General features: G+C 51.0%; 18 protein-coding genes. 2 read left to right on the forward strand and 16 right to left on the reverse strand.

Features of this window, described 5'->3' with window-relative positions; translation table 11 throughout:
* Positions 1–34: 34 nt before the first annotated feature.
* The 5 genes from B5E84_RS08210 to B5E84_RS08230 form a co-directional block, all read right to left on the reverse strand.
* Positions 35–784 carry a MerR family transcriptional regulator gene (locus tag B5E84_RS08210; RefSeq protein ID WP_087221625.1) on the reverse strand — a complete coding sequence of 250 codons (750 nt, stop codon included), beginning with the start codon at positions 782–784 and terminating at the stop codon, positions 35–37.
* A 211-nt stretch (positions 785–995) separates the two neighbouring features.
* A complete protein-coding gene (locus tag B5E84_RS08215; RefSeq protein WP_087221627.1) occupies positions 996–2234 on the reverse strand; it encodes an MFS transporter in 1239 nt (412 codons plus the stop codon).
* A gap of 92 nt (positions 2235–2326) precedes the next feature.
* A complete protein-coding gene (locus B5E84_RS08220; protein ID WP_087221629.1) occupies positions 2327–2977 on the reverse strand; it encodes a TetR/AcrR family transcriptional regulator in 651 nt (216 codons plus the stop codon).
* Between the two features lie 203 nt (positions 2978–3180).
* Positions 3181–3558, reverse strand: coding sequence for an RNA polymerase sigma factor (locus B5E84_RS08225; RefSeq protein WP_087221631.1), 378 nt, complete (start codon positions 3556–3558; stop codon positions 3181–3183).
* Between the two features lie 468 nt (positions 3559–4026).
* Entirely contained in the window at positions 4027–5391 is a 1365-nt protein-coding gene (locus B5E84_RS08230) for an MATE family efflux transporter (RefSeq protein WP_087221633.1), read from the reverse strand.
* Positions 5392–5876: 485 nt separating this feature from the next.
* Between B5E84_RS08230 and B5E84_RS08235 the strand changes: the two genes are divergently transcribed.
* Positions 5877–6248, forward strand: a complete 372-nt coding sequence (locus B5E84_RS08235) for a helix-turn-helix domain-containing protein (RefSeq protein ID WP_087221635.1) — start codon at positions 5877–5879, stop codon at positions 6246–6248.
* Positions 6249–6280: 32 nt separating this feature from the next.
* On the opposite strand, the gene B5E84_RS08240 is transcribed toward B5E84_RS08235, so the two are convergent.
* Positions 6281–7654, reverse strand: a complete 1374-nt coding sequence (locus tag B5E84_RS08240; protein WP_087221637.1) for an IS1182 family transposase — start codon at positions 7652–7654, stop codon at positions 6281–6283.
* Positions 7655–8123: 469 nt separating this feature from the next.
* Positions 8124–9551 (reverse strand): relaxase/mobilization nuclease domain-containing protein, encoded by a 1428-nt coding sequence (locus B5E84_RS08245; protein ID WP_087221639.1) that lies wholly within the window; start codon positions 9549–9551, stop codon positions 8124–8126.
* A gap of 100 nt (positions 9552–9651) precedes the next feature.
* Here B5E84_RS08245 and B5E84_RS08250 point away from each other — a divergent pair, with 100 nt between their 5' ends.
* Positions 9652–10359, forward strand: a complete 708-nt coding sequence (locus B5E84_RS08250; protein WP_087221641.1) for a pentapeptide repeat-containing protein — start codon at positions 9652–9654, stop codon at positions 10357–10359.
* A 298-nt stretch (positions 10360–10657) separates the two neighbouring features.
* Here B5E84_RS08250 and B5E84_RS08255 read toward each other — a convergent pair whose 3' ends face one another.
* From B5E84_RS08255 to B5E84_RS08300, 9 genes are all read right to left on the reverse strand, one after another.
* On the reverse strand, positions 10658–10939 hold the full coding sequence (locus B5E84_RS08255) for a CD1845 family protein (protein ID WP_087221643.1): 282 nt from the start codon (positions 10937–10939) through the stop codon (positions 10658–10660).
* Positions 10940–11011: 72 nt separating this feature from the next.
* Entirely contained in the window at positions 11012–11350 is a 339-nt protein-coding gene (locus B5E84_RS08260) for a plasmid mobilization protein (RefSeq protein ID WP_087221645.1), read from the reverse strand.
* Positions 11350–19281, reverse strand: coding sequence for a helicase-related protein (locus tag B5E84_RS08265; RefSeq protein ID WP_087221647.1), 7932 nt, complete (start codon positions 19279–19281; stop codon positions 11350–11352). Before B5E84_RS08265 ends, B5E84_RS08260 begins: the two co-directional genes overlap by 1 nt.
* Before the next feature lie 56 nt (positions 19282–19337).
* Positions 19338–19625 carry a hypothetical protein gene (locus B5E84_RS08270; protein ID WP_087221724.1) on the reverse strand — a complete coding sequence of 96 codons (288 nt, stop codon included), beginning with the start codon at positions 19623–19625 and terminating at the stop codon, positions 19338–19340.
* A gap of 4 nt (positions 19626–19629) precedes the next feature.
* Positions 19630–20304, reverse strand: coding sequence for a hypothetical protein (locus B5E84_RS08275; protein WP_087221649.1), 675 nt, complete (start codon positions 20302–20304; stop codon positions 19630–19632).
* A complete protein-coding gene (locus B5E84_RS08280) occupies positions 20297–22387 on the reverse strand; it encodes a type IA DNA topoisomerase (RefSeq protein WP_087221651.1) in 2091 nt (696 codons plus the stop codon). The genes B5E84_RS08275 and B5E84_RS08280 overlap by 8 nt, the downstream gene beginning before the upstream one ends.
* A 168-nt stretch (positions 22388–22555) precedes the next feature.
* The gene (locus B5E84_RS08290; RefSeq protein WP_087221655.1) at positions 22556–23299 is read right to left on the reverse strand and encodes a DUF4366 domain-containing protein; all 744 of its coding nucleotides are present in this window, start codon (positions 23297–23299) and stop codon (positions 22556–22558) included.
* Positions 23286–23549 (reverse strand): DUF4315 family protein, encoded by a 264-nt coding sequence (locus tag B5E84_RS08295; RefSeq protein WP_087221657.1) that lies wholly within the window; start codon positions 23547–23549, stop codon positions 23286–23288. The genes B5E84_RS08290 and B5E84_RS08295 overlap by 14 nt, the downstream gene beginning before the upstream one ends.
* 20 nt (positions 23550–23569) lie before the next feature.
* On the reverse strand, positions 23570–25291 hold the full coding sequence (locus B5E84_RS08300) for a C40 family peptidase (protein WP_087221660.1): 1722 nt from the start codon (positions 25289–25291) through the stop codon (positions 23570–23572).
* Positions 25292–25293: the final 2 nt, after the last annotated feature.

Consider the following 25293-nt stretch of genomic DNA (forward strand, 5'->3'; position numbering starts at 1 on the left):
ATGGTCCGGTGGTATGGTGGGTCAATGTAGGCTTTTATTTTGTCATTTTCTGCATTTTTTCAATTTGTCTGGCCACATAAACCGCATTTTTCCGGGCCTCGGCCAGAGAGGTAAGCAGCTTGTCGCACGCCTTAATAATATCGTCATCCTCATTCGGCGTATCAATGACTGTACGGATATTTGCGGCGGGATCGGCGTTGATCGCCCGCAGCATCCGTAAAATAGCTGCCAGCGAGTAATTCGCGCAGCGAAGGGAACGGATGATCTTCAAGCGTTGTATATCCTTCTCAGAATAGACACGATAACCGTTCTCTCTGCGCTTGATTGTGAACAGGCCATTCAATTCCCAGTTCCGCAGCGTGTCTATGGTAACATCGAGAAAATCTGCTGCTTCTTTTCGTGTGAAGTAAATACTCGTATGTTCTTCTCCATCCAACCCAGCAAGTATTTTTCGGGTAATCTGAATTGCTTCCTCAGCATTTTTTCGTTCCTGCTCCACCTGCTGGATATAGCGGCGGGTCAATGCGGCAGCTTCTTCATAATTTCCAGCAGCGGAAACCTTTATGATATTCACCGCTTGCTTTCTTAGCCCATTTTGAAGTACCTCCACCCGAAGGGCTGCACGCGCCAGCTTGAATTGCTCTATATGAAGGTCAGTAAACACTCTGTATCCATTTGGTAAACGTTCCGGCTTAGGAATAAGAGCGCATTTTTCATAGAGCCGGACGGTATTCACATGGATGCCAATCCGTCTGGCGATGTCGATGGTTTTGTACTGCTTCATCCTATCACCTCCCATTCTGTTATACCACACTTTATAAGTCTGGTGTTTAAGTGTAGGGTTTACAGTATAACGGATTTTTTATAAAAAAGGCAAGCCTGCCATAATGGGTTGGCCAATCCACACAAGGCAGACTGGTTTATTACGTCGTGGCAGATAGCAGGCCTGCCTTGCCATAAGTTGAATGTTTAAAATTTCTTTCCCAACATAAATATTACTTGCTAGTCTCTAATCTACCAAATATTTTCTTTGAATAAAGAGAAACCAAAAATGCAGCTATCGCAGCCCCAATTAAAACCATCCATGTATGTGCTGCAAGAATGTCAAACAGAACACCGTAAATCGCCTGTCCGATCGGTTGTCCACACATAGCAATAGAAATTAGTGCCGCCATGATTTTGCCGACTAATTGAGGTGGGGTCTGTGTCTGTATCAGTGTGTAAATCTGAACCATAAAGAGTGTAGAGGCTCCCATAGCGGTGAAGCTCATTAAAGTAATTGCCCAATACGATACAATGACGGGCATATTCAGTAAAAGGGAAACACCCATAACCGCCACAGCAATCGAACAAATCAACAGTAGCACATACGAATTTTGGATTTTCAGCTTTTCCGATACGATGGCGGTTAAAATTCCGCCGCACAGACCGCCCAACGCCAGTGCCCCCTGTGTGAAGCCGTACATGGTATCAGACATCCCTAACACCTGTGTGATGAGAATAGGGGTTCCAACAATCATTACCGCACTCAAAACCAAATTGAAGATGGATACCAGAAAGACCACTGAAAAGAAAATGGGCTTTTCTGTTTTTACAAACTGATAGCTTTCTTTCAAGTCCATTCCAACTACCCGAAACACGCTGACTTCACGCGGGCGTTTATTATGCGGGATGCGAATAAAGATTTCCATGATGGCGGAGAAAGTAAAACACGCTGCACTCAAAAGCAAAATCGGATAGATGCCCCAAAGGGTAAACATCACGCCACCGATCACAGGCCCCAGCAACCCGGAAAGGGTATTGACCTGATTGATTACCGCGTTTCCGGCCATCAGTTTATCTTTCACAACCAGAAGTGGAACGCTTGCCTGTACTGCTGGCTGGTATGTGCCGGAAATACCATAGAGCAACATCAAGACAACGATAAAAAGCGGAACAGTAGGAATTTTCCCCAGCGAAAAGTAAAACAGCATGATAATGGCAGCCGTGGAGAAGTCCAGCCCTACCATAATGTCACGCTTGTTCACACGGTCAGCCAGTACACCGCCAACCATCGAAAGAATAACCATTGGAGCAAAGGAGCAGGCGGTCACAACGCCAAATAGCGTTGAAGAACCTGTTTCCCGCAATAAATACAGCGGTAAGGCAAATCGCAAGATGGCGTTGCCAAAAAGGGAAATGATCTGGCCGACCACGACAAGAGTAAAATCCCGCCCGAAAAGTTTTGTCTGCATAAACTACCTCCATTATTTCAATATTAAACCGACCGTCGGTTTGATATGTGTTTAAAATGAACTGCTCATTGAGAGCAGCTCATTTTAGGGAATTAGGCCGTGTGCTGGGACTTGCAGTAGCTAATATAGCCGTCTATCATTTCGTCGTCCAAAAGTTGGTTGATACCAACGCCTTGTAACAGGTCATTGAATGTTTCGCAACGATTACGCATACCAGCTTCATCCGTCATACTAACCAGCGGATTGAGCCATACATTGGACAAGACCATGATGGCCTCTGCCAGTTCACCGGGATTTGTCGCTTGAATGGAACCATCGTCAATCCCCTGTTGCAAGATTGGCTGGATAAACTTCGGAGCAACAATCTGATAGAGTTGGGCAATCTGCATTGCCAAAAAGCGCGGATTATCCAATAGACAGGGCGTAACAGTCAGCATTAGGCTCTGGTTAGAGTTAAACAAAGCAGCCTTAAAGATTGCTCGCAGCTTTTCCAATCCATTCAAAGATTGGTCGTCCCGTACTTTTGCCAAAGCACTTGTGTTTTCTTCCCCTATACGGTGAAAGATCGCTTCAAAAATTTCTTCTTTGGACGAAAAGTGATGGTAAATTGCGCCTTTTGAAAGATTTGTTTCGTTGATGATGTCCTGCAAAGATGTTGCGTCATATCCTTTTTCAACAAACAGATGGGTGGCAACATCCAAAATCAGTTTCACGGTTTCCTCCGGGTATTTGTTTCTTGCCATCCCGCACCTCCATACAAACCAACGGTCTGTAAAAAATATAGCAGAAATTTATTATCTTGTCAAGTCTATGCCAAAGATTCGTGATCGTGAAAGACTGACTATTGGGAAAAACAATACGCTTTGTTGCCGCGGGTATTTCGACAAGAAAATGTAACAGAACGTAGGCAAGGGCAGCATCGCAAGAATGCTGCCCTTGTCTTCACTTATTCAGCTAAGAAGCTACGAAGCCGGTGAAAGGCTCTCTGAAGCAGAAGCGTGACTGCCGCCGGGGAGCAATCAAGGATGACTGCAATCTCCTTGTACTGATATCCTTCCCAAAAGGCCAGTTCTATGGCGTGCCGCTGCCGGTCTGTCAAGCGGCGCAGACCATAGGCCAGCTTTTCATTTCGGACAGTATCAATAAAGTCCTCCTCCAGCAGTTGCTCGATGAAATCATTCTGGATATGGATAGACCGTTCCCTGTATGTAAGTTCCTCGCTCATGTTCTCCAGAGAGTAGCAGTGATACCGGAACCGGCGGTCAGAATTTTCTATGATACGATCCTCCTCTTTGAGGATCGCAGTCCAATCTTTTTCGGCCATAAGCCTGTTCTCCTTTCTGATGTTTGTCTGCATGGGCTGGAAGACAAACGGAGGAGAACGGCACCCGACCGGAACACATAGTGAGCAATAAAAAGCGTCTGGCTGTTCAACTATCAGCCAGACGCTATCAAATGTATTTTGATGTAGTGCTTTGTACTTGCTTCCCTGTTTAGGGGTTGGGCTTTTTTTGGCAGGTCAATTTCTGCCGGATTGTATCGAAGCAGTGTTCGCTTCACGGCGACTCCCTCCTAAAGCCGCCGTGATCTTTAGCGTGTGGTCATCATTTCTTTGAGAAGTAAAGGACGGCGGCTCTGATTTGTTCAAAGCCGCCGTAAAATGTAATGATGGCATGGTGATTGTCTGCTGAACGACGGCTTTTTTTCTTTTGCCGTCGCCCGGCAGATGAAAAGTTATATTTTGATGTGTTATGGCATTTTTATATGGTTATGAAATCATCTCCATTCAAATTTAGCTTTTCTTCTGAATAAGCGTTTTCCGTTCCCAACCCTTACTTTGAAAATAGAAAAATCCTACAATAGCAGGGAGGATTGGAGAAAGGGCCTGCCCATAATAAATACCAGAAAATCCAATATCGAATGTAAAGGCAAGAAGCCAGCTTACCGGTAGACGTACAATCACCGCATCTAGCAGCGCATTGAGCATAGCGATATTTGCAGCGCCTACCCCAATCGCAAAAGAGTCCAACGTATACATGCCAGCATAAATTAGGCTGTTGACACCACAGCAAACCCGCAGATAGTACACACCGTCATTGATTACTTCAGCACTGGTACTGCCGAAAAGCAGGATCAGTTGTTCGGCAAAAATCTGAACGCCGATTACAACAACAAGGGTTACAGAAATATTCAGCAACAAACCGATCTTAACTACCTTTCGCGCCCGTTTTATCTCCCCAGCACCTATGCACTGGCCTACCATCGCTGTAACCGCTTGTCCGATAGCCCAACAGGGCATACCGGCAAAGGTATTGATCTGCAATCCGACACCAGAAGCAGCAGATACGGAAGTACCAAATTGATTTAACATACCTGTTACAAGCAAATAGGCCGTATTTACTACTACCATTTGAATTGCCGTAGGTAGACCAACTTTAAGGATAGAAACTAGTTTATCCATTTGGAAAGTAAACTTCTTGTGAGCATTAGCAGAGAAAAATACTTTGTGCTTTCTTAAATAGAAAATGGAAATCACAAAAGAAATCCCCTGGGCTGTGATAGTGGCATAAGCGGCCCCGGACGTTCCCATTCCAAAGGGGCCTACCAGTAAAATGTCCAAAACAATATTGATGATTGTGGCGATCCCTACGAAATAAAGAGGGGATTTAGAGTCACCTAAACCTTTGAGCACGGAACACACAGCGTTATATCCAAAGACAAATATTGTTCCCCAGCAAATGATCTTCATGTAATCGCAGGCATCTTGATATGTGTCTGCCGGAACATTTAATACCCGAAAAAGCGGCTGGTAAAATGCCAAACCGATAACAGTTATAAGCAGAGCAGAAACAAAAGAAAGTACAGCCAGCGTTTGAAAAGTTTCAGTTTGTCCTTTTTTATCATTTGCCCCTTTGTATTGAGCAATCAAGACGGCTCCGCCCATTGTCATACCAATACAAATGGAGTTAATAATATAGCATAGCTTCGATGCGTTATTGATGGCTGCCAGTCCCGTATCACCTACAATTTGTCCGACTACCAGCATATCCACTACGTTGTAGAATGATTGCAGGATATTTGCCAGAAGCAGCGGGAACGCAAAAGCAGCCAATTTCTTTGGTACGCTCCCGCTTAATAGATTTTGTTCTTCGGTCATATCAATTCCCCTTTCAAAAAAGAGGACACACAAAACCGTGTGCCCTCTGCATAGTTGCCCTAAAATGGGTATAACAAAAGGCCACAAACAAAACATTGTCTGTGGCCTAAACAGTCAATCTTTTATTGTTGATCCATTAAAAGGGTATAAGAACCAAAGGCAGCCTATATCTGCCTCGGCCTCTCCGTTTATAGACCAACTTTCCGAAAAGGCTCCGCACAATGTTTCGTGGTATAAACTTGTTTGGAGCCGAAATCAATGCCAACTTTTCCGAACAACATCATGCTCACCTCTTTCTTAGTAATACGCTTTTAAGTATAAGCATTTTTGCCCTCTTTGTCAAGTTGGAGTGGGTATCGTTTCCCATTGTAAGGCTTCAAAGAATGGCGTCATTGGCTACTCAAAGTAGCTAACAAAAAGCTACTCATAAATCATTTTGAATACCTCATATTCAAAGTACAATACTATATGTGAGGTGACGGAGCGTGGCTAAGAAAAAGCAACAGACCGTTTATTCCTTTGGTTCCTCGCTCCGGCGTGCAAGAGAAAAACGGGAATATACCCGTGAACAAATTGCCGAACGAGCGGGGATTAGTCCTCGTTTTGTTTCTGCGATAGAGAATGATCGTCGCAAGCCAAGTTTGGATGTGTTAATTCGGCTTGTTCATGCTATTGGAGCATCTTTTGATGAAGTGCTTGCACCGCAGTCGATTCCAGAGGATTATACAACCGATAGGATCAAACGTCTTATTACACAGTGCAGCCAACGAGATCAAGAACTTGTTTTGGCTCTTATTGGAGTTGTTGACAAACCCCATCGAATTTTTCGTCTGACCGACAGAAGATTGACAATTTGAAAAAAGAATAAAAAAGAACGCCATTTCCGGCGTTACTCCAAGCATTTTATCATCCGTTTGAGATTAAAAGCGGTCGCAGACAAGAGACAGTGATCCTCCGCTGCCTCTAATCCTCGCCGATACAATTTTCGCAGATTATGTCTCGCTTTTTGAGCGGCAAAACTGCCCTCGCACCATATCTGGCGCAAATTCAATATATGAGTATGCGCGGGTGTTCCTTCTGTTTGCCGATGTCGCTGCACCGCTTTTTCAAAGATGTTCACGCGAATGGTGCGACTCCGGTGACTACTGCTAACACATCGACTTGCTATCGGACAAGAAATGCAGTCCTTGGGAGCGGCACGGTAGACGCGACAGACATTAAAATTTCCGCGTTCCAGGCTGCGAAGTGGCAGGCCTTTTCCTGTAGGACAGATAAATCGCTCTGTCTCTGCATCATAGTCAAATGCTTCTCGTGTCAGTTCCACCTTACTGGTCGTGCCGCCACTGACACCTGGTGTGTAAAACGTGACTCCCATATCCTCCATCGTCTGACAGATAAGGCTCGTACCATACGCGCTGTCTGCCCCGGCTGTGCGAATATCCAGCCCCAAATGATTGCGCATATAATCAATACGTTCCAGATATGGTACTGAATCGCTGACATCTCCGGGCGTTACCGCTACGTCTACAATCATTCCGTTTGCGGCATCAATGCTTTGATGGTTCAGATAGTGCATTCCTTCCGGCTTTCCGGGTCTGTGCATCATTCCGGCATCCGGATCGGTGGTACTAACAGTCTTTTCTACCATCACTTTTCCTTCTGGGCGTCGGCGTTTCCGTTGCGGCTTGATCATGCCCATTTCTTCCAAACGGCTGCGCTCTTGTTCTTCGTATGCATCCAAACGTTCCAGATAACTCCCGGCCTCCTTTTCCACCATAACTTTGATGTTTTTTCGGGAAGAAGCGTTTGCTTTAATATGTGTAGAGTCAGTCAGGATAGTATGTCCTGTTATAAGCCCCTTGTTCATGCATTGCAGCAACACCTGCTCGAAAAGTCGGCGAAACAGGCCAGTCTCGCGAAACCGTCTGCGTCTGTTCTGCGAGATCGTGGAATGGTCGGGTACCGTATCGTCCAGATCCAGTCCCAGAAACCACCGATAAGCCACATTTACACGGATCTCCTGTTCGAGCCGTCTTTCAGATTCGATTCCATACAGAAAGCCAATGAGCAGGTATTTTATCAAAATAATTGGATCAACGCTTGGTCGGCCGGTCTTTTCGCTGTAACAGCCAGCGGTGTCGTGATAGATAAAAGAAAAGTCTATATGCCGCTCCAGCTTACGCAAAAAATGATCTTCCGGTACCAAATCTTCGATCGTGATCGTGTGAAGCCTGAGTTGCTTACCTTCTGTCCGTGTCAGCATATCCGTCCCACCCTGTCTTTTCTTCTATTTTATCACGCAGTTTAAAAATTGGGTAGGGTTTGTCAACAGCTCCTTATTGACCAAATGTTAGATAGCAGAGAAGAAAAGCAGTAGCACAGGTATGAGTTTGCTCACCTGTGTTGCTGCTTTTCATAATGCAACGGAAATATTGAATTTTGGGGCAGTTAAAGGAAAGCGGAGTATCTATGACCTTTTTTGCAAGCAATGGAAAGGAATATCCTTTCCCGCTTGTTGGGGGGTTCCCCAAACCCCCGGCCCGACAAAAATGTGCGGGCCGAACACCATACGGGGCATGGTGGCTTGCGCGTCCAAAAGGACGCTTCTCTGCCGGAGGCATAGCAAAAGCCGGAGGCCGCGTCAAGGGTAAATAAATGCGCTTCGCGCACCCCTGACACAGCCCCCGGCTTTTCCTTTTGGGCAGACAAGGCGGCAAACCCGCAAAGCGGTTTTACCGGCCCTGCTCCTGATTGTTTTCTTTCTCCTGCTGGTACTCCTGCACCTGCTCAATCCTTAACAGTGCGTCCACATTGGCTTTCACCGTCTGCAATTCCTGGTTCTCTTTCCTAAGCCGCTTATAATCTTCATAGGCGGCCTTTTTCTTCGCCAGCAGGTCGTTGTATTCCGCCTGTAAGGTCTTGACCGTCGGCAGCTTCTTTTCTCCAAATTCATCAAAGGCTCGTTTGGCAGCTTCGTGTAAAAGCAGTTCCGCTTCATGGGCTGCCCGGAACCGTGCCTTTTCCCTGGGGCTAGCTTTCCGGTAGGCCACATAGGTGTCGCGTGTTTTCGCATAATTGATGATGTGCTTTTTCAGATCAGCGATCTGCTCCATCCGGTGTTCGTATTGCTTGATAGCCGTTGCCGTTTTTTCAAAATTCTCTGATACGGAAGCGGTCCGTGCTGCCAGTAAATCATAGTCCGTGATGTTATGCTCGGTCAGATAATTCAGCGTTTTCGCCGCTTCCTTCAGGTTGTGGATTTTCAGCCAGCGTTCATAACCTGGCCCGCGTCCCTGCAAGCGGCTCTGAATGTCCAAAAGCAGATTGACCCGCCCATTCTTTTGAAGCGGTGCGGCTCGCCGGCGTGGGCGTTTTACAGGCTGTCCAATGCGCTCTTTTATGGCCTCCGGCGTGTAGTCGGCTCCCAGCGTTTTTGCACGGGTAAACCGTTCCTGCCCCTCGCTGGCCAGACGAAAACTCAATGCTTTCCGTGTGGTCTGAATCTCATATCCTTCCCGGCGCATGGCCGCCAGAAATTCATCATAGCTGGACACCGTAGGCAGCACCCGGTCAATCGTCCGGCGCAGCTTATCCTTCCAGCTTGTACCGCGCCGTGCGTTCGCCCACTCTGCATAGTGTTTGCCCTTTTCTTTTGGCTGTTCAATCACAGACAGGCCGTGTTCCCGGCATAATCGGTCATTGATTTTCCGGATCGTCTGGTAGGTATTCCGGTAATTATTGAATTTGTGTGTGCAATCCAGAGTAGTGCTGTTAAATTCGATGTGACAGTGGATGTGCTTTTTATCCACATGGGTAGCAACAAGGAACTGGTGCTGCCCGCCGGTAAACTCTAAAGCCAACTGATACCCCAGCTTGTTTGCATCCTCCGGCGTGATTTCCCCAGGCTTAAAGGACTGGATAATCAGATAGGAAATCACATCGTTTTCCGGGGCGCGTTTCCGGCCGGTTTCCGCTTCATAGATCTGCTTGCTGAGAGCAAATTCCTGCCATGCGGTATCTGCGCCGCACTGATAGGAGGACACCAGTAGCCCGCCTTTTGTCTTATCCGGATTCTTGTCATAGTCAATCCGGTCTTTCAAGACTGCCGCAATACTCCGTCCTTCACTGGCGTGGCGCGGTTTGATTTTTGAAATTGCCATCTGCTGGCCCTCCTTTCATACTGTAGTTATGTTTTGAAATTAGAATAGACAGTGTTATTAAATTGCATTAAAATAAGGGCTAAGGACAGGTGATATAATTATGGGAAAAGGAAAAAAGAATCGTAAGGCGAAACGAGCAGAAAAAGCTAAACAGCGCAGGGAAATCAGGATAAAAATGGGAAAACCAACTTATCTTACACTAATTCGTTGTCCTCGGCCAATAACAGAAGTCGCAAATCACTATACATACAAAGCAACCATTTACCGAACCTCCTATAAAAAAGCGAATATTCATAATGTACGTTGGCAGGCATCTTCTTTAACTTATTGTAATTTTAGTAGTTCACATTGTTTAGGTGTTGATTTTTTGAATTCAAACTTGAAAAAGAGTTCTTTTAGAAATGCAGTTTTAGAGGATGTAGTATTTTGCAACTGTAATCTAAAAGACGCTGACTTTACTGGAGCCAAATTTAAACGAGTTGCGTTCATCACCACAAACACAAGTGTTGCCAAAAATCTCATTTTAAACGAAGAATGTCATGTTTATAGAACATATCCAAAGTTAGAACTGATGCCAGAAACTGAAAAGGCATTACTTCAACTTAGCGAATATTCTTCTCTATATAAGTATGGTGTCTTATTTGTCAACAAGAATAAGTTAAACAAGTGGATTCTTCAATTTTTGATTGACATATATGGTTATGCTTCCTTACGAGCGTTGATTGCGCTGAAAGGGAAAAAGAACAAGCGCTGCTTATATTCAGTTCACTCATATATGAAACATATTGAAAACTACTTAAAACTGTGATACACTGACTTTGTCCTGCTCCGGAGCCAGAAATGGTGTATGCTATTTGTATAATCGAGGACATAAAACAGTAGCAAGTATTCGAGGGGGGATGTCTATGATAAATGATGTTTTAGCGTTTGTTTCTTTTGGAGCATTTTTGTTGGAATTATTGTTTAGTAGTAGCGTCCTGCCCCGATTACTCGGGGTTTATTTGAATTTTAAGTCTATGCAATCTGTGTGAACGAGTTGCATAGGCTTTTTATATTAAAAAGGGGCGCAGCCCTCATAAAAAGAACTGCGCCCAATGGAACATGGATTAGATTGATTTTAACATCCGGTTAAAGTCGGCCACCCGCTCTGTCAGCCAGGAAGCTGCCATCGGCAAGCCGTAGGGACTGACCAGCCATGCCAGTATCATAAACCCGACAAAGCCATCCACCCGACCGGCAAACAACACCAGCAGCCCGATCAGGAACAGCAGCACCGCCACGATACCGAGTATCATACCGGAGAACAGGCAGACGAAGCGGCAGAAGGCCACCAGAACCGTCAAAACAAGAACAACAGGGAATAGCAAAATTTTCAGAAGTATTCTCATAGGGCGCGACCTCCTTTGAAGCTGTTTACAGGCTCACTATATCACATTAAAGCGCGAAAGTAAAGGCGTGATTCACAAATCAGACAGTTTTCCCAGGAGGGTACTGACCGCGCCCCAAAGTTCCCGGTATCGTTCCTGCAGGTCGGCTACATCCTCCTGATAAAGATTGCCCGTGCTGTTCACCCGTTTGGCGATCTGGTTTAAGTTATTGGCGCAGTTTCGCAGCAGGGACACCAGGGCTTTGAAGTCGGACATATCCACCTGCACCGCATACCCGTCTACCGCCATTTTCCGTAAGTAGGCCCGCTGGTTGTGAATACCAAGCTGCGCCATCTTTTTCTCAATGATTTTCTTTTCCTCCGGCGACACCTTGAAATAAAGCGGAATGGTGCGCCCACTGCGTGGTTTCATCAGATTGCCACCTCCATATCCTTGCCTTTTTGTGGGGTGGAAGCGGTAGCCGCAGCTTCAACCCCAAGGCGTTTTAACATTCCTTTGATAGAGGGTTTTCCTCCGTCCAGTTCCTCTTTGTCCCGTTCCCGCTTGCCAGTGGATTTCCCATCCATATTCAGAGCAATCCGCAGCACATTCAGGCGGGATGTCTTTTCAGCCAATTCCTGCTCCTGGGGGAAGGGACGCTTCACTTCCAGTTTTGCTTCTTCCATTTGCGCGTTCAGGTTTTCCAGCTTACCACGGTTCTGCTCCAAATGATCCGCGATGGCGGCCAGAGCATTTTCCAGACGGGCGATGTTGCCCACCGGGTCGCTTCCCAACTCAATCGTATGGGAAAGGCTGTGCTTCATTGTCACCTGGAATTTCTGTGTGGAAGTATCGGCCCATAGGGTCATGGGAAAGCCGCGATACTCGCCCAGGGGCACCCGCTCCGCAACATCGGTCATTTTCGTACAGGCATCAATGATGGCCTGACCTGCGGCCTTGCGCTCTGTGTAGGTCTGGCCTGCCACCGTGATGGAGAAATGCTCCTTATCCGGCAGAGGGTGGGCCTGAACGACGGCCAAATCCTGTTCCAATCCCGTGATCTGTTCCTGTGTGCGGCTGATTGCTTTCGGGAAAAACTGAATCAACTGATCTTCCAGTTGATACCGCTGTCCCTCATGGTTGGCTTTCAGAAGTTTCAGCTTCGTCACCTGGCTGTCCAGATCGGTCATCTCAATAATGCGCGGGTCACCGGAAGCCAGGGCCTTGACTTCGGCATAGCTTAAAGCGGCTTCGTCCACGTCCTCACAGGAACGGGAGGGATTTTTGCCGCTCATCAACTGGCCGATGAATTTCTGCTTGTTCTCCAAAATGCTCCAGTTATACGCGTCAAAGGTATTCTCCGTAACGTACTTATATATCTTGACCGTTTTATTGATATTCCCTTGCCGCAGGATACGACCTTCGCGCTGCTCAATGTCGGCAGGCCGCCAGGGGCAATCCAGATGGTGCAGCGCAGCAAGACGGGTCTGGACGTTGGTGCCCGCGCCCATTTTTGCCGTGGAGCCAAGCAGCACACGCACCTGGCCTTTCCGTACCTTTGAGAAAAGTTCCGCTTTCTGAACCTCTGTCTTTGCGTCATGGATAAAGGCGATTTCCTCCGGCGGTACGCCCTGGGCCATCAGCTTTTGTTTCATATCGTCATAGACATTAAAGGAACCGTCCCCCTTTGGGGTGGACAGGTCGCAGAATACAAGCTGCGTCCCCTTGATTTTCTCCGTATCCCGCCATACCTGCAACACATTCCGGACGCAGGTGTTGACCTTGCTTTCCGGATCGTCCGGCAGCGTCGGGTCAGACAATCGCTGATCCAGAGCAAGTTTACGGCCATCCGAGGTGATTTTTAACATATTGTCCTCGCGTGGCTCCACCTCACGATTGCGTACTGCTTCGGCCCGTTCTCCCAGGTCGGCCACCAAATCCCGCTGGAAGTCGCTGGGGGTGGTGACTTCGGTGATTTTCTCCGCCTCCGGAACCGGCAGTCGCAGCATATCCGCCGTTTGAATGTCAGCGGCCTCCCGCCACATGGCCATGAGTTCCGGAAGATTGAAAAACTTTGCGAACCGGGTTTTACTGCGAAAGCCGGTTCCCTCCGGGGCCAACTCAAGGGCAGTGGTGGTTTCGCCAAAGTTTGCCGCCCAGCTATCGAAATGCTCCAGGCCGCTGGACTTTAACAGGTCATATTGCAGGTAGCGCATCATGGTATAGAGTTCCACCATTGAATTACTGACAGGGGTGCCGGTGGCAAAGACTACGCCGCGCCCGCCGGTGATTTCATCCAGATACCGGCACTTTGCAAACATATCAGAGGACTTCTGTGCTTCAGACTGGCCGATACCCGCCACATTCCGCATTTTCGTTGCCAGGAACAAATTCTTGAACCCGTGTGCCTCGTCCACAAACAGCTTATCGACGCCCAATTCCTCAAAGGTAATCACATCATCCTTGCGGCTCTGGTCGTTCAGTTTTGCCATCCGCACTTCCAGGCTCTTTCTGGATTTCTCCAACTGCTTAATGGTGTAGCGTTCCCCATCCTGGGCTTTTGCTTCCTGAATGCCGTCGATCACCTGGTCGATCTGCTCCTGAAGGATGGCTTTCTGACGCTCCGGTGAAAGCGGAATTTTTTCAAACTGGCTATGTCCAATCACGACCGCGTCATAGTCGCCGGTGGCAATTCGGCTGCAAAACTTTTTTCGGTTCGCCGGTTCAAAATCCTTTTTGGTGGCCACCAGCACATTGGCTCCGGGATAGAGCCGCAGAAAATCCGCGCCCCATTGTTCGGTCAGGTGGTTTGGAACCACCACTAGGCTTTTCTTTGCCAGCCCCAGGCGTTTGGACTCCATTGCTGCCGCCACAATCTCAAAGGTTTTGCCCGCGCCCACACAATGGGCCAGTAGGCTGTTCCCTCCGTATAGCATCCGGGCCACCGCATTGCGCTGGTGGGGCCGCAGGGAAATTTCCGGGTTCATACCGGAAAAACGGATATGCTCCCCGTTGTAGCTGCGGGGCCGGATGGCGTTATAAAGTTCATTGTATTTCTGGCACAGGTCGGCTCGGCGGGCCGGGTCTTTCCAAATCCAATCCTTGAATGCCTCCCGGATCTGCTCCTGCTTTTGCTGGGCCAGCATGGTTTCTTTGGCGTTAAATACGCGGGTGGTGCTGCCATCCGGCTCATGGATGGTATCATAAATCCGGGTGTCCCGCAGGTTCAAACTGTCCTCGATGATCGCGTAGGCATTTCGCCGTTTGGTTCCATAGGTCACATAGGCCAGGGAATTATTCAGGCTGTCCCGTGATTTCCCGCTCACATTCCACTCGCCGGTGGCCGGGGAATAGCGTACCTGTATGTCCTTCTTGTAGCTGAACGGGGTTTTTAAGAGTTCATGGACAAATTGGGTGTAATACTTCGGGTCAATCCAGGTAACGCCGATCCGCACGTCGATCTCCGCTGCGGAGAGGTCTTTGGGCTGGGCTTGCTCCAGTGCGGCCACATTCTCTGCAAATGCAGGGTCAATCTCTGCCGCCGCCCGTGCAGCGGCCAGCTTCTTCCGGACGTTGCCGGATAAATACTCGTCTGCCGTTTCCCATCCATCTAACGGGCCGCCACCGGCTTCCGGATTTTTGTAGATGACCCCTTTCAGGTCACGGATGATGCTGTCGGTTTCGCCTGGGGTGCCAAAAAGGGAGGACATATACCCCAAATCCACACGGGCACGTTCTCCAATAGAAACGGCCAGGGCTTCACTGGCGGTGTCCACATGGTCAATCGTCACCTGTTGGTTGATGGTGCGTTTTGTGAACATATCCGCCTTGCGCTCTAGGTTTCCGTCCTCGTCCAATACCTCCAGGGAACACAGCAGGCAGTAGGACGAATCCTGTTCAAAGGCCCGCTTGTTTCCAGTGCTGTTTAAGAGGCCGTACTCTGCGGTATAAGCGTCGTAGGCTTGATTCAGTTTTTCCTGAGCGGCCTTGATGTTCTCATCAGTGCCACCGTGAAGCTGCAACTCAATGAGATTTCGGGTCAGTTCCCGGAGGCTAATCATCCCCCGGATACGCTTTTCGGTGGTGGCGGGAACCTCTACCGGAATCCGTTCGCCGTTCTCCACAAAGTACAGCTTGCCGCTGACCTCCGTGTAGCTGAAATTCCGGGCTTCCGGATCGGCGGTTTCCATCCGTTCTAACAGCTCCGGGACTTCCACCGCACCTTTTTGGGAAAGAAGCTGCTGATCCGGCGGGGAGAGTTTTAACAGGGCTTCCCCAAGCTGGTCGGACAGCACAGCTCCCGGCAGCGGGGCGCAGGTAGTTTCCCGTTCGTTGCCGTACATACTCTTATCCCAGGCCATCATGCCCAGCACCATATCCGGGTGGGTTTCAAAATAGCGGTTGATAGGGATGCCGTCTGCGGTCTGTCCCAACTGCACCCAATCCGGCACCTGCTCCGGCGGCTGCGCCCGTTTTTGCAGGAACAACATATCCGTCGTCACATCCGTACCGGCGTTCCGGGAGAAGGCGTTGTTCGGCAGACGTACCGCGCCCAAAAGGTCGGCCCGCTGTGCCAGATATTCCCGCACGGTGGAATCCTGCTTATCCAGCGTTCCCTTTGAGGTGATAAAAGCCACAATCCCACCGGGCCGCACTTTATCCAGCGTTTTCACAAAAAAGTAGTCGTGAATAAGAAGGTTTTGCTTATCGTACCGGGGATCGGCCAGCTTATAGCTGCCAAAGGGTACGTTCCCCACGGCCAGGTCAATGGAATTGTCCGGCAGGTTGACACGCTCAAAGCCATCCACGGTGATATTCGCCTGGGGATAAAGCTGCTTTGCCAGCCGTCCGGTAAGGCTGTCCAGTTCCACGCCCATCAGGGTTGCGCTCTGCATAGATTCCGGTAGAAGCCCAAAGAAGTTGCCTACGCCCATAGCAGGTTCCAGAACGGTATCCGGATGAACGCCCATTTTCTCCAATGCCTGATACATTCCCTCAATCACGGTGGGGCTGGTAAAATGCGCGTTCAGGGTAGAACTACGGGCTGAAGCGTATTCTTCCGGGGTCAATAACGCTTTTAACTCTGCATACTCTGAAGCCCACTTTTCATTGGCTTCATCAAACGCCTGGGGAATGCCGCCCCAACCTACATAGCGGGATAGGATCTCCTGTTCCTCCGGGGTTGCGCTGCGGCCCTGGGCTTCCAGGTCTTTTAAGAGCCGGATCGCAGCCACGTTGTTCTGGTACTTTGTCTTTTGCCCGCCTGCACCCAGGTCAGGGTCGGTGATGTGGAAGTTTTGGGCGGCAGGGGTGGAAGGGCGCTCTGGTTCCTCAATATGCAGCCGTTCCACAACCACGTCGTAAGGTAAGTGTTTTTTTTCTCCTGGATAAACTTTCTCGGTTTCTGGTGTAGCTTTTATACCCCGGTCAACAATCGCTTCATTTGCTCGCTGCCATTCATCGGCAGATACAATGGGCTTTATTTCAGGTGGAGGGAGCGTTCTGCCACTGGCCTGAGAGGTGTCAGGGGCTTTCCCGGTCTGGTCTGGGATAGCTTCTTTGATACGTTCCCATTCTTCATCAGATACGGTAATATCAACTTCATGGGTAGCGGGGCCATTCCCAACCGTCAGGGTGTCGCCCTCGCGGGTAATCGGCTGCCCGGTCAGGCCAGGCTGCTGCTTTTCGGCATCCGCTTTCTCCAGTTCCTTTATAAATTGAGCGGCGGATTCTGCGTCGGGAAAAACCTTTGCCCAACTGTTCTCGTCATAATAGTAGTCCCATGTTTCTTCATCAAAAATAGCAAAACGGCCTCCATCCGGGACATAGGAATCCGTACTGCTGGCTTCTATCACAGAATAACGATGATACGGTTTTACATCCTCCTGAATAATGGCCGGTTCTCTCTGAGCCGCGTCAAGGCCCGTGCGGATGAGGTGATCAAAGTCAAGCGTGACAAGTTCCTTGAGAATCAGTTTCGAGAGATTTTGGTACTTATCTCGATGTACCAATTCACCGTCCAGCAGGTAACTGATGGACGGCTCTACGAGATCTGCTTCCACCTGAAGGATGTGCTGTTCGTTGTCCGTGGTGGTACAGGCCAACCCGATATGCCGCAGGTCGGTAAAATCCACCTCGGAACCATATTCATACTCACAAAATTCTGTAATCAGCCTTTTGGCTGTATCAAGCTGGGATTGTTCGTAGGCTTCCGAGAGCATTTCCTCTGTGCGTGCAGCCGCAGCCAGGTCTTTTTCCTGCTGGTGTTCCACCCATTCCCGCACGATGGACACCGGCTCATTCCGGAAGATGGGAAATCCAGTTCTGACCCCAAAGGTATCATCCTGCAGGCTGACACGCCCCGCAGCGTAATCGACCTGATCAATGGTATAGATACGGTTTTCCTGCTCCAGCTTCATCCGCAGGGGAATAAAATCAGCCACATCCAGGTTTTTGACAATTCGATACTGACCGTTCTCCCATTCGCCAATGGTGACATTGTGGCCGTGAAGCTGTAACTGCTTTGCCAGATGGGGCCAGCCCAGGTTTGTGCCGGTGACAGTGGTTTCCCCAAGTCCGGGAATCTCCTGAACCACGGTCTTTAGGCCCAGGTCGGCGGCAGCCTGCTTTGCGTCCTCCCCATAGAGCAAAAAATAATCGCCCACCTTGACGCTTACAAAAGAGCCGGGGTGATCGGCCTTTAATTTCATGTACTCTGGCACATCCGGCACAAAGGAAGGAGAAACAGGGGCTTCTGTGGACGGTTTGACCGCTTCGGACGCGCCCGCGCCGGTGGGTTCCGGGGAGGGGACTGGCGGGGGTGGGGTTGTACCCTGGCTGCCCCCGTTTTGGGGTTCTATCTGTCCACGCTCGGCTTCGGTCAGGTCAAAGGATAGCTGCTCATTGGCCGCTGTGCCGGACTGCTCGAACAGTTTCCGGCTGGCTGTTTCCAACTTGTTATCCTTTGGCTGCTCCGGCTTTCTGCGCCGGGAACGGGAAGAAGCAGCCTCCGCTTTCTGGCGAGAAATCTTCTGTACCTGCATTTCTGGCAGGTCAAAAAGAGTAAGTTGCCGGTAGTCCGGCTTTGCAGAAAACGGCGCGTCTATCTCCACAGACGCAGAAACGGCAGGCTGTTCACCTGCCGTTCCCTTCGTGTTTAACTGTAAATCAGGTTGCTTCGGACGATTTCCTCCGCTGACTGCCGGATGTTGTTTATCCGCTGCACCCATTCCATCTGATTGCTGGCTTTCAGGGCTTCGGTCACGCCCTGTTCCTTCGCCATCTCTGCCACCAGACTGTCCATCTGTTCCTGGGCTGTCCGGTCGATCTCGGTCAGATGTGCCCACAGCCTGCCGGTCAGCAGCATCGAGTTGTAAAGTCCCTTGCGGTGTTCCATCAGATATTGTTCCCTGGCCCTTCCGAACCGGCCCAGGGTCTGCGGTTCGTTCTCCCTCTCGTCCATCCGGAGATTGGGAACCTGATACCCGTTCTGTTTCGTGTATGTCAATGTCGCCATGCTCGTCGCTCCTTTCGCGCTTTAATGTGCTAAAGTTTCTGCTATCATTATACGGCTCCCGGTCAGACTTTGCAAGAGGATTTTTGGCCTTTTCCCGTTCGATTTTCCGGATGGTGTCGCCAATCTCCAAAAGCAGTTCCCGGCTTCCCTGAGATACTGCCGTCCCCAGGCAGGCCAGGGCAGCGGTGGTGTTAAAGTTGGTGATCTCCCGAAAATCCTCTGTGTCCAGGTAACGGTTCACATCCAGGCCGCAGCGGGAAAGGACAGCGTACTGGACGCTTGCCCGCAGGGTATTGCGGAACAGCACCTCCACATTGAAATCGTCAAGACCCTCTAAAAAGCTGTCCTCCCGCTCATAGAGCAGGTCGGGAAGATATTCGCCGTAGCTTTCCTGTACCAGCTTATCCGTGACCTCCATCAAGAGGTCGCCCAAATCACCGGCACCGTCAATTCCAAAGGCACTCCGCAGCCGCTCCATGACCGGCTCGCGGTTTTCCTCCGTCAGCTTCCACAGCCACGGGTCTTTGCCGCCCCGTACCGGATGGGTATCTGCCACATCATGCACATAGTCCAGATAGGGCTTGCCGCCGTACCCCTTGCGGATCAGCGCGATAGCAGTGCTGCCCGCATTGACCCACCGGCGCATTTTATTGTTCCAGGTGGACATATCCGCACAGGCTGTCGCGTCCGGCTTCTGTGCGTAAATTAAAAGCTGATCGTCAAAATCGTAGGCTTTATAAAATCGTGCCGCCGTAGTGAGAAAGCGGCACCATTCCTCCGGTGAGTGTGTGACCTTCCGGCTGGTATCGGCGGCCAGTTCCGAAATGGTCTGCCATTTCTGCGCCATAAGAACCTCCTTTCAAAAAGCAGGGCGGCACAGACACCCCATGCCGCCCCGAATGATTAAGTGGATTGCCTGCGTTCCCGATTGCGCTGGTTCATCTCATCCAAAACTCGTTTCTGTGCTTCGGAGAGTGCCCGCGGCGGTGTGATTTTCACCCACTTTTTGGGCAATTCATAGGTCAACCCGCCGTGGCGGTTATCTTCGGTCTGCCGTACCTGGGCCGGATGGGTCTGGCACAGTTCCAGAAGCACCCGCTGTAAGGCGGCGTTATGGGTATAGATGCTGGCCGTGGCCTCCGCTTCGTTGAAAAGGATGATGGTTTCCTGCTCCACCTTCAGTAAGGGCATCCGATCACCGTTCCCTTTCCGGAGCATTGGCCCCAGGTAAGGGCCGTGTCTCCTGCGCCCGACGTAGCTGCTCCCGCAGGGAAGGCGGCCTTTGGGACGGACTTTCTTCCCTGGGGTTCTGCACTCTGGCAGTATCATAGGCCTTTACGGACTCCAGATCTTTCGCACGGATGCGCTCCGGCTGGCGTTCCAGAAACGCGAGGATTTCCCCATCCGGATACCGGATCGGCTCAAAAATGCGCCCGGTCTGTAAAAACATCCCGTCCATTCCGGCCCCGGCCTTATAGTTGCCCTGGCTGTCCCGTTCACTTTCCAGAAGCACCAGGCCGTTGTCCAGCACATACCCCGGCTCCTTGCGCTGGTTCACCCCCGGCAGTCCGATGGTCACAGAAAAATCGGTGATGGCGGCAAACTGTTCACGGGGGCCGACTTCGGAAAAAGCGTGGGGCTGCATTTCATCCCCTTCATAAACGGGGACAAACAGCTTTGGGGCTGCCGGTTCGCCGGTAACCGTGTGGTCGGCAGACTCGTACACGCCTGGAGCCTCCTCCATGAAGTAGAGCAGCGTTCCATTTTCCAAAATGTACTCCACACCGGGGATATTCTCATAACGCGGCCCCAGGTATCGTTCAAAGGTGTCAAAGGGCACCACAGCATATTGGTTTCGTTCCTCACTCATGCTTTGCACCTGCTTTCTTCTGGTCAAATTCCAGCTTGTAATTCACATACTTGCCGGTATCGTCGAGTACTACGGTGGCATCGTAGGCCACGCCCTTTTTCTCGCTGAATAGGCCGGTCATTTTGACACGGCCCTTTTTCAACAGTGCGCTTGCCACCGCTTTGGTCAGTTCTTTATGCTTGTCGGCAAAGAAGCGGCTGTTCTTCCACATGGTAAACCCACAGGAACGGTCAATACACTGAAAACTCAGTTTGCTTTCCACCACATCCTTGCCGCAGCGGGGACACCTGCCAATCGGTTCCCGCTGGTCAAAGAGGGAGGTGTCTGCCTGGATTGCCTGGTAGCCCTCCACCAGATCAGCAGTCATCCGTTCAATGCCGGAGAGAAAATCATCTGCGGAACGCTCCCCGCGCTCCACCTCCTTTAAGGCTGCTTCCCATTCTGCGGTCAGTTTGGCCGACTTGATACTATCCGGCAGCACCACAATCAGGTTATGGCCTTTTTTCGTGGGGAGAAGCTGACGGCCCTTACGTTCCAGAAAACCACCGCGCACCAGCTTCTCAATCACACCGGCACGGGTGGCCGGTGTCCCAAGGCCCGTGCGTTCCACGCCCTCAATCTCTGCAAATTCCTCCGCGCTGGCGTGTTCCATTGCGGAGAGCAGCAGATCTTCCGTGAAGTGTTTGGGCGGGCTGGTGGTTCCCTCGCGCACCGTCGCCTTGCAGCCGGGAAGGGACTGCCCTTCGGTGATGGATGGCAGAGCAGCCGGTTCTGGATCATCCTTTTCCGGTTTCTGTTTCAGGGTGGAGAGGAAGGCTTGTTCCACGGCCTTCCAGCCGGGGGTTGTCACCACGCGGCCCTTTGCAAAAAAGGAAGTGCCGCTGCAATCCAGTATTACCGCTGTGTCCTCATAGCCCTGCTTTTCGCTGACCGCGCACAGAAGCCGAACCATCACCAGGGTAAGGATGTTGCGCTCCCCGGCGGGCAGCGCAACAAGTGCATCCTGCTTTACCTGCATGGTAGGCAGCAGCGCGTGGTGGTCGCTGACCTTTGAAGCATCCACCACACGGGACACATCCGTTTGCCCTATCTCCACAGAAAACGGCAGGCTGGAAACAGATCGCTCCAAAAGCTCCGGCACTGTGGCGGCGGTGTCCTCTGTTAGATAATTGGAATCAGTACGGGGATAGGTCAGCAGCTTCTTTTCATAGAGTGCCTGGGCATAGTCCAACACCTGCTGGGCGGTGTAGCCAAACAGCCGGTTTCCGTCCCTTTGGAGGGAAGTTAAATCATACAGCTTCGGCGGGCTGGCGGTACGCTGCTTTTTCTCCATACTTTGGACAGTGGCGGGCTGGCCTGCACAGGCAGCTTTCAGTTTTTCCGCTGCCTTTTTTTCTGCCATCCGGTCGCTTACGGCAGAAAAACCGCAGTCCAGTTCCACCGTGTAAAACTTCTCCTTTTTGAAGCTGTCAATCGCAGTTTCCCGTTCCACTACCAGGGCCAGTGTGGGTGTCATGACGCGCCCCACATTGAGCGTTCTCCGGTAGAGGGTGGAGAATAGTCGGGTTCCGGTAATCCCTACCAGCCAATCCGCCTTTGCACGGCAGAGAGCCGCTGCATAGAGAAGGTCATATTCGCTGCTGGGGCGCAGGGCGGAAAACCCCGCTTTGATTGCATCCTCCTCCATCGACGAAATCCACAGCCGTTCTATCGGCTTGCGGCACCCTGCCTGCTGATACACCAGCCGGAAAATCAATTCCCCTTCACGGCCCGCATCGGTGGCGCACACCAGGCTATCCACATCGGCACGGTTCATCAGGTCGGAAAGCACCTTGAATTGTTCCTTTTTCCCTGGGTCAACAGTAAACTGCCATTCCTTCGGGATAATCGGTAAATCCTCATACGTCCACTCGGAATACTTCGGATCGTAGGCGTCGGCAGGGGCCAACCCCACCAAATGCCCGACGCACCAGCTTACCAGAAAGCCGCCGCCCTCCAAATATCCCGGTTTTTTCTGTTTGGCCCCCAGCACAGCGGCCAGACTCTGGGCCACGCTGGGTTTCTCAGCCACCACTAATTTCAATCGTGTTTCCTCCTTCCTTTCAAAAGCTGCTTATAGCAGACCCCTATACAGCGCCTTCCCATGCCATAGTTGCAGCCATAGCAGGGATGATCGGGCGGGAGCGCCGGAGGTTCCGGCACCCGCCGCCCGGTGGGTTTCTGCTGCATCATCCGTTCCAGCCCTGGATTGTTACTGAACAGGGGCATCCTCGTCATCGTCCGGAAGTTCCTGTTCCTCCTCATAAAGCCGGCGCTGTTCGGCTTCTTCTTCGGCAGTCAGTTCCGGCGCAGGTTCTTCCATATCTTCTTCCCGAATTGTCGGTTCTTCCGGCCCTGCAAATTCAAATTCATCCAAATCGGCAGCATCGTCCAATTCATGTTTGGGTTTATAAATCTTGAAGTAGTAGCCCAGGCCGCCTACGGCAAGTACCGCCACGCCAATCAAAACCAGCATAATGGGACTGGTTCCGGTTTCCGGAACAGGCTCCGGTTCAGGTTCCACTATTCCCTCGGCAGGTTCCTCCGGCTCTGGCGAGGGTGTGGGTTCCGGCTCCGATTCCACCGGTTCGGCGGTTTCCTCTGCGTCCGGCTCGGCAAGGGCCATCAGGTCGGACTCCGTGACCGCATTGAGGAAGTAGACATTTTCCGTATCGCGCTGCTTGTCAATGACCAGATAAAAGACGTTTTCATTTTCGGTGACGATGGTATAAAACTCCTTTTCGTCCTCACTGGTGGCGTTGTCCAGGACAGTTCCGGTTCCGTTTGGCGTGAAGGGGTTCGGGGTAGCAGTTTCTTCCGGCTCCGTGGTTTCTTCCACCGGCGCGGTTTCCTCCTGCGGTTCATTACTCTGTGCATAGGCGGTAACAGAAAAAGTACCAAAGCACATCGCAAGTGCAGTCAGCACCATGAAATAGCGCAGCTTATTCTTCATCATCCATTTCCTCCTGTTCCTCCGGATTTTGTGCGGCCACAGACAGGCCGCCGGTATTGCCGCTGCGAATAGCCTGAATGATGGTGGCCAGTTCCTCCGGCGTGACCTCCAGGCCGCGCACCATGCCAACGATCTCGGTATTCTCCAGTTCGGTTTTCTGCTGCTCCAGTTCCCTAAGCCTTGCCTGCTGGGTTGCAATCTTGCTCTTGACCTTCTCAATCTCGGTCACGATTTTCTGAATTTTCTGGTTCATCAAAACTCCTTTCCGGGCGGTCAGAGCCGCCCAAATGCGTAAAAGTGCTGCTGCCAATAGGACGTGTTGATATTGGCGTACTGGATGGGTGAGCCACAGTGGATCATCATCCCGTCGCCTACATAAATCCCCACATGGGACACTGGCCCCGCGCTGTCATAGGTTCCCGTGAAAAAGATAATGTCCCCCGGTTTGGCTTCGGAGGACGGGATAATCGCGCATTGATTGTAAATGCCCTGCGCCGTGGTACGGGGCAGGTTGTGAACGCCGCTGTTGGTAAAGACCCAGCAGACAAATCCGCTGCAATCAAAGCTGGTGGACGGATTTGAACCGCCCCAGACGTAGGGGTAGCCTAAGTATTTTTCCGCTTCGGTAATCAGTGCGGCAAAAGACGGGTCGGACAGGGCTTCGCCGGGGATTTCGTAATGCTCCCCTTCAGAGGGGTTCGCATAGATGTTGTCCCCGAACAGATAGGGCTTGTTGCCCTTCAGTTCCAGGATGGCGGCATACCGGCCTTTTTCATCTTCGGTCAGGTTTTCCACCGCCACCGTCCCCAGGGAATGGTTCCGCAGGGTTACATGGAGAATGTAATACTCATACGCTTCCTCGCTTTCATATTCGTTTCCTTCCTCATCCGTCCAGGTCACAGTCCGGTAGCGGATCTGTACTTCCTCACGGGTGGTAAGGGTATATTGCTGGTCGAACAGGGCTTGCAATTCCGCTTGTACCTGGGCCGGGGTAAAGGCATTGAATTTTGCGGTCAGGTAGGAAATCAGTTCGTTGGGGTCATGGCCGATAGTGTCCACATCGTACCGGTATTCGTCATAGCCTGGAAATTCGCTTTCAATATTGGCCATCCGGCGTTCCAACTGCTGCTCCAGCGCGATGTAATCGTCCTCCACCTGCAAAATGTCCGGATCTTCGGAAGTATAAGAGGTGCCAAGTACAGCCCCCATCGCCCCTTCCATCGTCACAGAACAGGAGGACAGGGAGGAAAACACCAGGATAAACAACAGGGCCACGCCGCCGACAATCACCAAAATCCCCTTATTGTTTTTGACCAGGGCAACAGCGGCCTGTCCTGCATTGCTGATTGCTTCCTTTGCTTTTTTGGCGACCGCAGCCCCACGGCTCCCCGTTCTCTGGGCTTCCCGATAGGCTTTGGCATACTCGCGCTTTAGTTTCCGCTTTTGAAACATGGCGGAAAGAGAATGCTTTTGCAGTTGGGGATTGTCCCGGATGGCGGCACGGTAGTTAGCATTGACTGTGGCGCGGGCACTTTTGACTTCCAGGCGTTCCACCCTGCGATAGGGCGCGTCCTTTATCGAGTGGTAGCCCTTCCGGATCGCGCCCGTCGCCAGATTTTCTGCTGCAAACTCGGTTTTGTGGGCCGCTTCGGTGCCCACATTTTCCTTTTCCACCTGCCGGATTTTACTGTGGGCCGCCAAATCCACCGACCGTCCAGCCTTCAGCCCCGCCTGCGTCACCGGGTTTTTCCGGCTGCGCGGTTTTACCTCGTCCTCAAAACTCAGCGAATGCCGTACCTTGCCAGTCATGGCGTCAAACTCCCGGTTGATCCGGGGGCGGCGCTTCTTTGGCAGGTCTGCTTTGGCCTTTTCCAGCTTTTCGCCCAGGATTTCCGCCTTTCTCTCTGCATGGGCTGCCCGTTCCTCCGACGAAAAATGCAGACGCTTACTTTTGGCTGCATCATCCGCGTCATAGATATTGCGCTTTCGCTTCATAG

It is taken from the genome of Lachnoclostridium sp. An14, from assembly GCF_002160755.1.
In the GTDB taxonomy this organism is placed as follows: domain Bacteria; phylum Bacillota; class Clostridia; order Lachnospirales; family Lachnospiraceae; genus Lachnoclostridium_A.